The sequence below is a fragment of the Streptomyces kebangsaanensis genome (genome assembly GCF_001906585.1).
GTDB classification, from domain to species: Bacteria; Actinomycetota; Actinomycetes; order Streptomycetales; family Streptomycetaceae; genus Streptomyces; species Streptomyces kebangsaanensis.
Window position 1 is genome coordinate 3540 of sequence record NZ_JUJA01000142.1, and the last position, 5324, is coordinate 8863.

Consider the following 5324-nt stretch of genomic DNA (forward strand, 5'->3'; position numbering starts at 1 on the left):
GTGGAGCTGCTGTCCGTCAGACGCCGCTTCCACGGGGAGGACGACTAGGGGGGCGACCAGACGGACACCACCCGGACAGACAGCACGCACACCACGCAACGCAGAAGAAGAAAGAACGGGAGACGGACCAGTGGCCGACAACGCGCGGGCGAAAAGGCTGGCGGACCTCATCCGAGAGGTGGTGGCCCAGAAGCTGCAGCGCGGGATCAAGGACCCGCGGCTCGGCTCGCACGTCACCATCACGGACACCCGGGTCACGGGTGACCTGCGGGAGGCGACCGTCTTCTACACGGTCTACGGGGACGACGAGGACCGCAAGGCCGCAGCCGCCGGCCTGGAGAGCGCCAAGGGCATCCTGCGCTCCGAGGTCGGCCGCGCGGCCGGCGTCAAGTTCACCCCCACCCTCACCTTCGTCGCGGACGCCCTCCCGGACACCGCCCGGACCATCGAGGACCTCCTCGACAAGGCCCGCACCTCCGACGCGAAGGTGCGCGAGGCCTCCGCCGGTGCCTCCTACGCCGGTGACGCGGACCCGTACCGGAAGCCGGGGTCCGCCGACGAGACGGACGAAACCAAGACGGACGAAACCACCGAATGACCAGCAAGCCCACCCCGCCCGACGGCCTCGTCATCGTCGACAAGCCGCCGGGCTTCACTTCGCACGACGTCGTGGCCAAGATGCGCGGGATCGCGAGGACCCGCCGCATCGGCCACGCCGGCACCCTCGACCCCATGGCGACCGGCGTCCTCGTACTCGGCGTGGAGAGGGCCACCAAGCTCCTCGGCCACCTCGCGCTGACCGAGAAGGAGTACCTCGGTACCGTCCGCCTCGGCCAGACCACGGTCACCGACGACGCCGAGGGAGAGATCACCTCCTCCACGGACGCCTCCCAGGTCACCCGGGACGCGGTCGACACGGCCATCGCCAAGCTGACCGGCGACATCATGCAGGTGCCGTCCAAGGTCAGCGCCATCAAGATCAACGGCGTACGGTCGTACAAGCGCGCCCGGGAGGGCGAGGAGTTCGACATCCCGGCCCGGCCGGTGACCGTCTCCTCCTTCACGGTGTACGACCTCAGGGAGGCCGTCGCCGACGACGGCACCCCCGTGCTCGACCTGGTGGTGTCGGTGGTCTGCTCCTCCGGCACCTACATCCGCGCCCTCGCCCGCGACCTGGGCGCGGACCTCGGCGTCGGGGGCCACCTCACCGCGCTGCGCCGCACCCGCGTCGGCCCGTACAAGCTGGACGCCGCCAGGACGCTGGACCAGCTCCAGCAGGAGCTGACCGTGATGCCGATCGCCGAGGCGGCCGCGGCCGCCTTCCCCCGCTGGGACGTCGACGCCCGGCGTGCCCGGCTGCTCACCAACGGCGTGCGGCTGGACATCCCCGACGAGTACGCGGGCACCGGCCCCGTGGCCGTCTTCGGCCCCGAGGGCCGCTTCCTCGTGCTCGTGGAGGAGCAGCGGGGCAAGGCCAGGAGCCTGGCGGTCTTCGGCTGACGTCCGGCGTCCGCCCGTGGAGCGGCGAGCACGGGGTGTTCCACTGCCGCCGCTCCACGGTCCCCCCTCGGTTCCCCCTCCCCAAGCTGTATCCAGCCGCCCCTGCTTATTCACCCGACCGTGCGGGCGCTCGGAGTGAACAGAGGGAGTGAGAGGGGGCGCGTTCGCCGCGCGATCTGTCCCGCTGATCATTCGCCGCCTACCGTCGAGGGCTGGAGCACAGCCGTACGGCGGGGAGGGCCGACCATGGCGGGACGGGGTCCGCGGACGACCGGAACCGGCCGCGGCACGCAGGACGGCACCGGAGGGGCACGGGCCGCCGAGGCCCGCGACCACGCCGAGGCACGCGACCGCGCCGTGGACCGCTCCCTGGTCCGCGTCCGGGACCTGGCGGGACGGCCCCGCGGCACCGGCTTCGCGGCCGACCACGACGGCACGGTGATCACCAGCCACGAGGCGGTCGACGGCCTCTCCCGGTTCGTGCTGCACGTTCCCGGCACCGGCGACCGGTCCTGCGTGGTGACGGCCGGCGCGGTGACCGCGCTGCCCGCCCTGAACCTGGCCCTGGTCCGCACCGAGGGCCTCGCCGTGGAACCGCTCCCCGTCACCGTGCGGGACGGCGTCGGCACCGGCACCTACGTCCGCGTCCCGGCCGGCGGATGGCGCGAGGCCCGGGTGCTCGGCCCGACCTCCGTGACGTACCCGGCCGCGGACCGCGTCCATCTGCTCGACGGCGTGCTGGAGCTGGCCATCGGCACGGCGGGCCGCGACGCGCTCCGGCCGGGCGGCGGGGCGGCCGGGGGACCGGTCCTCGACGCGGCGACCGGCGCGGTGGTCGCCGTCCTCGGCACGGCCCTGCGGTCCGGCGACCGCGACGCCGGCTTCGCGGTCCCGCTGAACGCCGGCGAGGGCCCCCTCGCCGGCCTCCTCGCCCGCAACGCCGCCACGGTCGCCGCCTACGGCCCCGACCTCAACCTCGCGGCCGTCCTCGACCTCACGGCCACCTCCCTGGCCCAGGACGGTCCCGCGGGAGCCCTGCCGTCCCACCCCCTCCGACGCGGCCGCCCGGACGGCGCACCGCAGCTCCGCCCGCCTGCCCGCCCGGTCGAACGTGCCGCCACGGCCGCGGAGCTGGCCGCCTTCTGCGGGAGCGGGGCCGCTGTGCTCGGGCTGGTCGGCGAGCCCGGGAGCGGGCGGACGACCGAGCTCGCGGCGCTGGCCGGCCGGCGGGCCCGGGACCCTGCGCCGGCGCCCACGCTGTGGCTGCGCGGCGCCGATCTGGAGGGCGGCGACGGCTCGGTCGCGGACGCGGTGGGCCGGGCGCTGGACCGGGCGGCCCGGATCGTGGCGGCCGCGCGGGCACCCCTGCCCACCGCGCTCGCCGACCTCACCCCGGAGCGCGTCGCCCGCCTCGCCCGCGGCCACGGCCGTCCCCTCCTGCTCCTCCTCGACGGCCCCGAGGAGATGCCGGCCGCCCTGGCCGACCGGCTCCCCGAGTGGACCGAGGGCACCGCGCGGTGGCTGCGCGGGACAGGGGCACGGCTGGTGGTGGCGTGCCGGGAGGCGTACTGGGAGGAGGCGGGGGCGCACTTCCCGGCCGACCTGCTCCACATCCCCGCCGCGGCCACCGCCACGGCCGGGGCCGGCGGCACCGCACCTCTCCCGCCCTGCCTGCGCCTCGGCGGCCTCACTCCCGCCGAGGCCCGCCGGGCGCGCTCCCGCCACGGCATCCCCGACGGTGCGCTGGTGGACGCCGACGCCCGCCACCCGCTCACGATCCGGCTCCTGTCGGAGGTACGCGCGGCCGTCCCCGACGCCACGGACCACCCCCCTCTCGACCGGCACGACGTCCTCGCGGCCCACCTGGACCTGGTGTGCCTGCGCGTCGCCGTCCGCCTCGCCGCGGAGAACGGCCTGCGCGGCACCGTCGTACGGCGCCTCGCGGCGAAGGTCTCCGGACAGGTGCACGAGGCCGCCCGCCGAAGCCTCGGCCACGGCCGGGGCGAGCTGGACCGGGCGACGTTCGAGGCGGTGTTCCCCCGGGGACCCGCCCCCGCCCGCCTCGGCGGCGGCACCNGGGCGTCGGCCGTCCTCGCCGAGGGCCTGCTCGCCCCGGCCGGCGGCGGCTACCGCTTCGCGGACGAGGAACTCGCCGACTGGATCCAGGGAACCCACCTCGACCTGGACGAGGCGCTGAGCGTCCTGGTGCACCGCCGGCACACCCCCGGAGCGCCGCACCGCCCCCTGCCCGTCCCGCACCACCGCATCGGCCCCGTCGTCCAGGCCCTGCTCCTCCTCGCCCGCCGGCACGGCCCGCGCCGGCTGGCCGTACGGCTCGAGGAGCTGCTGTGCGCCCTGGACACCGACCCGCACTCCTGGTGGGCGTCCCGCCTGCTCGCCGGCGCACTGCTGCGCCTGCCGGACGCGACGCCGTACGCCCGGGTGCTGCGGTTGCTCGCCGAGCGGATCGTGGCGTGGCGGCAGTGCGGCCTGCCCGTGCCGACCGGCTTCGGCCCGGGTTTCTGGACCGCCCTCCACCTCTCCGACGCCGACCGCTGCGACCTGCTCAGGCGCCTCCTCCTCGCCGACGCGGCCCCGCACGCCGGCCCGGCCGCCACCGCCGCGCCCGGCGGACCCCGCTACCTCGACGCCGTCGCGCACCTCCTCGCCGCCGACCCGGCCGCCGTGCAGCCGCACCTCACCCGCTGGTTCGACGACGAGCGCCCCCTGCCCGCCGCCCCGCACGCCACCGTGGCCACCGCCGCGCAGGCCCTGCTCCACACCCACCGGCACCGCGCCCCGGACGACCTCACCGACACGCTGGCCCGATGCGCGCACGCCCGCGCCGACGAACTGCTGGCCGTGCTCGCCGAGGAGGAGCCGTCCGCGCTGTGCCGGGCCGTCGACCGGTGGGCGCGCGACGAACACCCGGCCCGCCGGTCCGCGGCCGTCACGCACGGCCTGCGCACCGCGCCCCACGTCCGCACCGAGGCCGACGGCGAGCTGCTGAGCCGCGCCGCCCTCACCGTCCTCGCCCGCCCCGCCGACTCGGCCCTGCACGGCGACGCGCTCGCCCTGCTCGTACGGGATCCGGACACCCGCGCCCGTCATCTGCCGCGGGCGCTGCGGCACTTCGCGGCGGGCGACGCGCACCTCCCGCCGAGCGTGCCCGCCCTCGCCCTGACCACCCACCCCGAGGCGGTCCTCGCCGCCTTCGGCGACCGTATGCGCCGGGGCGCGGACATCGGGGAGGCGCTGCGTACCCTGGCCGACGCGGCCACGCCGGCCCTGGCCCGCCGGGTGGCCCTCCTGGTCCGCGAGGCGGTGGCGCGGCGCCCGGAGAGCGCGGGGCCGGTGGCGGCGTACGTCGACCGGCGCCTGGACCACGGCCCCGCCGCCCGCTCCGTTCTCCTCCCGCTGGTCGCGGGGCTCCTGGAGCGAAGCGGCGACGGCGGCACGCGACGGCTGCGGGCCGCGCTGGGCGGCGTGCTCGCCGCTCCCGGCACCCCGGCCTCCCGCCCCCTGCGCCGGGAGCTGCTGGACTTCCTCCTGGCCCACGAGGACGACCCGGCCGTCCTGGACGCGGTGCTGCACGCCGCCGCCCCCACCGCCGAGGAGGACCTCCGCGACCTCGTCCACCGGGTCGGCCTGCTCCTGGTCCGCACCCCGCAGGGCGCGGCCGTGTTCGACCGGAGCCTGGTGGAGCTGGGCCGGCGGGTCCCCGGCTTCGCCGCCCGCGTGGCCGGCTGGCTGACCGACGCGCCCCAGGACTGGGCCGCGGTGGTGGGCCCCGGCGCCCGCCGGACGATCGAGGGCGCGGCGGG

2 protein-coding genes and 2 pseudogenes are annotated in these 5324 nt (G+C 77.2%); all 4 read left to right on the forward strand.

All coding sequences use genetic code 11. The features are described from left to right. The first annotated feature begins 130 nt into the window (after positions 1-130). Positions 131-598 carry a 30S ribosome-binding factor RbfA gene (gene rbfA, locus RH94_RS41495; protein ID WP_073949087.1) on the forward strand — a complete coding sequence of 156 codons (468 nt, stop codon included), beginning with the start codon at positions 131-133 and terminating at the stop codon, positions 596-598. Then, positions 595-1500 (forward strand): tRNA pseudouridine(55) synthase TruB, encoded by a 906-nt coding sequence (truB, locus tag RH94_RS21015; protein ID WP_073949065.1) that lies wholly within the window; start codon positions 595-597, stop codon positions 1498-1500. Before rbfA ends, truB begins: the two co-directional genes overlap by 4 nt. Before the next feature lie 246 nt (positions 1501-1746). Beyond that, positions 1747-3576: pseudogene (locus RH94_RS44090) on the forward strand (trypsin-like peptidase domain-containing protein); the annotation flags it as partial. A 1-nt stretch (position 3577) separates the two neighbouring features. Further along, positions 3578-5324, forward strand: a pseudogene (locus RH94_RS46735) (trypsin-like peptidase domain-containing protein); the annotation flags it as partial.

Excerpts from the sequence above, each read along its gene's own strand:
- truB (WP_073949065.1), top strand. The coding sequence starts at position 595 with ATGACCAGCAAGCCCACCCCGCCCGACGGCCTCGTCATCGTCGACAAG.